This is a genomic window from Thermodesulfovibrionales bacterium (genome assembly GCA_035622735.1).
GTDB lineage: Bacteria > Nitrospirota > Thermodesulfovibrionia > Thermodesulfovibrionales > UBA9159 > DASPUT01.
Genome location: DASPUT010000003.1, coordinates 1 through 5,011 on the forward strand (window position 1 = coordinate 1; position 5,011 = coordinate 5,011).

Below are 5,011 nucleotides of genomic sequence, written 5' to 3' on the forward strand. Positions count from 1 at the left end.
ATATCTTTACAGCATAATGACGCCCATCTGGAACAGGGAGTTCTTTTCTACGAAGATGAAGAAATTTTTCCGCGAATAGGAAGCGTAGGTACCCTTGGCAAAGAAAAAGAAGAAACTATTATCTGAGCCCCAAGCGTCTCGTGGCAAGAGTATTACCACGAGCCATCTCCTCGCCCTTGGTTTTCTCGCCGCTGCGATAGTCTTGGCTTATCTCAACTCCCTCAACGGGACGTGGGCGATGGATGACATCGTCGCGAACAAGCCTGTCGGTATCAAAGATTTCCGAGACCTCATGGATTTCAGGAAGGTCACCTACTTCACTTTTCTCCTGAACCAGATGATCGCACCCTTCAGCCCTGTGAGTTTCAGGGTGGTCAATATTCTTATCCACGTTCTCAACACGGCCCTCGTTTATTTTCTCGCCTATAAAACAGTTTTGCTCTATCGAGGAATCGGGCAGCGGCCGGGCAACTCAGAAAGAGAGAGGGACTACGCTTCCGGCGGATTCACGGATCAGGCCTTTGCCGTGGCTCTCATCAGCGGTGCGATCTTTGCCCTGCATCCGATCAATATCAATGCCGTTGCCTATATCGCCCAGAGGATGGCATCCCTCGCAGCGCTCTTCGTCCTTCTTGCGCTCCTTTCCTACATCCGGGCTTCGCTTGCCGCGAGCAGGTTCACTTCGGTCGTATTCTATTCACTCAGCTGCCTTTCTCTCGCGCTCGGGATCTTTTCGAAGGAAAACGCGGTGCTCGCCGTGCCTCTCATAATCCTCTATGACTTTTTCTTCATCTCGAGATCCAACCGTCCGCTCTTCATGAAGAAACTCTTCCTGATGGCCTGCATCGGGTTGGTCGTGATCGGCCTCGCATCGTATTTTCTGAGGTTCCATGTCAGGTTCCTCGAGATAGGGAGGCTCCTCCTGGACTCCAATAAGCCGCTTGCCGAGGCTGGATGGACCGCGGTAGACGTCTACTGGTCGCCGCTCCAGCATATCCTCACGGAGTTCAGGGTCATCTCCCGTTATCTCCTTATCCTCTTCGTGCCTCTCCCGCAATTCCTCGTCTTCGACTGGTGGGGGTTCCCTGTTTCGAGTGGAATCATAGTACCTTTGACGACCCTCTTTTCCCTTCTCCTCCTCGTCGGGCTCCTGACGTTTTCACTCTGGGGTGTGAAGCGCCTCCCCTTCATCTCTTTCGGCATCCTCTGGTATCTCATCGCGATATCTCTCGAAAGCTTCCTCGCGATAGGATCGGACCTTTACTTCGAGCACAGGAACTATCTTCCCGTGGCGGGGCTTCTTATCGGCATCATCGGCCAGGTGCTGCTTTCGATGAAAAGCAGGATTCATGGGAGAGGGACGTGGGCGGTCGCGATAATCCTCAGCATCATCCTGGGGGGCTTGACGATAAAGAGGAACATGGTATGGGAGGATGCCGTGACGCTCTGGGACGACACGCTGAAGAAGAGTCCCTCGAATGTCAGGGCGATGGTTGCCCTGGGGAACGCCTACATGAAATTGTCGGACCTCGACGATGCGGCAAAATATTACGAGGAAGCGGCAACGGTAAGCTATCGCGACAGAAACGTGCACTTCTTTAACGATTCCGCTTACAGCCTCGGTATGCTCTACCTCTTCAGGGGCGACCTGAAACATGCAAGAGCGGTTATTGAAAGGCTCACAAAGAACGTCGAAACAAATAGGACGCAGATCCTCGCAGGATTTTATAAAGCGCTGAACGATGATACGGAAGGCGCCCTCAGGGATTATCGCGAGGTCGTTGGAAAGACGAAGGGCATCGACAAGGTCGTCGTCTATACCCTGATGGGTGACGCCTATCGTATGAGGGGGCAGTGGGACGAGGCGATCAAGAGTTATCAAAAGGCGTTATCCGTTGACCCGAGTTTCTCCGCGGCATACTACGGGGCGGGAGCTTCGTACATGGGCAAGAGGGATCTGTCTCAGGCTGAGGAATACTTCCATAAGGCCCTTTTCCTCGACCCCTATAATGTCCTCGCGCTTTCGGACATGGCAGACCTTCTCCTCATAAAGAAGGCAAACCCCGGGGAGGCCCTGAACTTAGCGGAGAAGGCGGTCGCGAAATCCCCGCCTTTCTACCAACCCTACCTCACGATGGGGAACGTGCTTATCGTCCTCGGCAGGGAACGGGAGGCCGATGATTTCTACAAAAAAGCTGAAGAGCGGGGCCTGGAAGATTATATGGTCCCCTTCAGCAAGGCGCGGGCGTACTACCTAAAAGGAGACAGGGAAAAGGTCCAGCAGTACCTGTCAGAGCTCCGGAGGTATAAACTGCCGGAAAAGATGCAGGCCCTCATGAACCGGCAGTAACGGTCTGATGGGTGAGGGGTATATCACTCCTTTTCGAGGCTCTTCAGATCGATGAACGGAACCGCTCCGGAATTTATCTTCGGCAGGTGACCGTCAGCAACTATCTCTTCTCACACCATTCCCGGGCGTTCTGGAACATCCTGAGCCAGGGTGATGCCTTGAGGTTCTTCTTCCAGTCTTCAGGCATCCATGGCCACTGCCATGTGAGGAACGTCCTCTCCGGATGGGGCATGATCGCGAGGTGTCTGCCGTCTGCCGAGCAGAGGGATGCGATCCCCTGAGGCGAACCGTTCGGATTGAAGGGGTACGATTCGGTAATCTCACCCGAATCATCAACGTACCTCACAGGCGCCATTCCCCTATCGAGTACATCGAGCATGATCTCTTTCTTTGGAAAATACGCCATTCCCTCTCCGTGGGCCACCCATATTCCGAGGGTCGAACCTTCCATCCCTTTGAGAAGGAGAGACGGGCTCGGCAGTATCTTTACGGCGCTGAACCGCGATTCGAACCGGCCCGATCGGTTATGGATAAACCTCGGCTGGAAGCTGTCGTCGATCCCCCGCCACGGTACCCAGCCGAGGAGGGCCATGAGTTGACAGCCGTTACAGACACCGAGACTGAATGTATCTTCCCTGCCGTAAAATTTCTGGAACTCTTCGTAGATATCCCTGTTAAAGCGTATGACTGCTGACCAGCCTTTCGCCGAGTCCATGACGTCGGCATAACTGAAACCGCCGACGAAAGCGACGCCCCTGAAATCATCGAGTCTGACCGCCTTCCTGAGGAAATCGGTCATCGTAACATCCCACACCTCGAAGCCGGCCATGAAGAAGGCCGAGGTCATCTCCCTGTCGCCGTTGCTCCCCTCTTCGCGGATAATCGCCACCTTAGGCTTATCAGTCCTCTTCATTGCTCCCTGCGAAGTCGCTTCAGGCACGAAAGAGAGAGCGAAAGGAGGGCACTTCCTGTCGAAATGATTATTTCGTTCTTCTTCAACGAAATCAGGGTTTCTCTGGAATCTATCGAGGCGGTAACTCGTCTCTTCCCAGATTCCTCTGAGAATCCTCATATCTTCGCTCATTATGGTCCGGTTGTTCACCTTAATCCGGATTTCCTTGTCCGTGATTGTTTCGCCGATAACCTGGAAAGGTATTCCTCTCTCCTCGAGGAGTTTCGTTACCGTCGATTCATGTTCGGACGAGTATTCGAGCACCACTCCGAGTTCCTCTGAAAAGAGTGTCGACAGGACATCCGTCCTCGACGGGAGATTCACGCTGATGCCGCAGTTCCCTGCAAAGGCCATTTCGAGCAGGGTTGTGATGAGGCCCCCGTCGCTTCTGTCATGGCCTGCTAAGATCAAGTCTTCAGAAATAAGCTCCTGTATCGCGCTGAAACTCTTCTTCAATAGTCCGGGATCATCGACATCAGGAGATTCATCTCCGACCTGGCCGTAGCAGTGCGCTAGGGCAGAGCCACCCAGGCGGTTCTTCCCGTTCCCGAAGTCGATGAAGAGGAGCTTGCTCCTTCCCGGCCGCTTCACATCGGGCGTTATGATTTTCGTAATGTCAGGACAAGTCGCGTAGGCTGAAATCACGAGGGTGCCCGGCGACTTGACGGTCTCTATCCTCCCGGCCGAATCTGTAACCCTTGCCGCCATCGAAAGACTATCCTTGCCGCCGTCGATTGCAATGCCTAATTCGACCATGATATCGCGCATCGCCACAGCGGCATCGTAAAGGTCTGCTCCCTCGCCCGGAAGTTTCGACGCCCACATCCAGTTCCCCGAGCATTTAATGTCCTCAACCGTATGTATCCTTGCCCAGACGATGTTCGTCATCGCCTCGCCGACGCTCATCCGAGCCATTGCGGCAGGGCTTATCAGTCCTTTTATCGGCTGCTCCCCTATCGAAAGAACAGCACCGGTCAGGCCGAAGTGGCTCTGGGCTACGGCCGCGACGTTCGATACCGTGAGATGAAGAGGGCCGCTGCACTGCTGCCGGGCTATGAGGCCGGTAACGCTCCTGTCGACCTTGTTCACGAGGAAATTCTTCGAACCGACGGAGACGAGCCGGAGGACCCGGCCGAGGGCTTCCCTCACCGAGAGTTCCTCAGGGAGTTCCAGGGGTCTGAGTTCCCGCTTTACCCTTTCGAATGAGAAGGTCTTCCTCGGCATGTCCCCGAGGATTTTGTCGAGAGGGAGATTAACGGGAGTGGTGCCGTCCGAATCGTCATGAAGGACAATAGAGCCGTCACCGGTAATCTCGCCGATGAACGCGCAGGGCACCTTCTCCCTCTCGCAAAGATCGAGAAACTCCTCCGCCCTGTCAGGATTTATGAGAAGGGCGTTCTGTTCCTGATATTCCGCGCCCCATATCTCGAGGACAGAAAGCGTGTTGTCCCCGAGTTGTATCTTTCGCACTTCTATCCTCGCCCCCGCCGGATAGATGATCTCCTTGACGACGTTGCAGTTTCCGCCTGCGCCCTGATCGTGGATACTGATTATCGGGTTTCCTTCTCCCATCTCGACGCATGCCCTGATGACGCGGTTCATCTTCTGTTCCATCTCGGCATCGCCGCGCTGCACCGCGTTGAAATCGAGTTCGGCGATGTTCTGTCCCTGTATCATACTCGACGCAGCGCCGCCCCCCATCCCGATGC

2 protein-coding genes are annotated in these 5,011 nt (G+C 54.6%); one reads left to right on the forward strand and one right to left on the reverse strand.

Features of this window, described 5'->3' with window-relative positions; genetic code table 11:
• Positions 1–94 precede the first annotated feature (94 nt).
• Complete coding sequence (locus VEI96_00070; protein ID HXX56374.1) at positions 95–2,350, forward strand: tetratricopeptide repeat protein; 2,256 nt, start codon at positions 95–97, stop codon at positions 2,348–2,350.
• A gap of 100 nt (positions 2,351–2,450) precedes the next feature.
• On the opposite strand, the gene purL is transcribed toward VEI96_00070, so the two are convergent.
• On the reverse strand, positions 2,451–5,011 hold a 2,561-nt coding region (gene purL / locus VEI96_00075), incomplete at its 5' end, for a phosphoribosylformylglycinamidine synthase (GenBank protein ID HXX56375.1).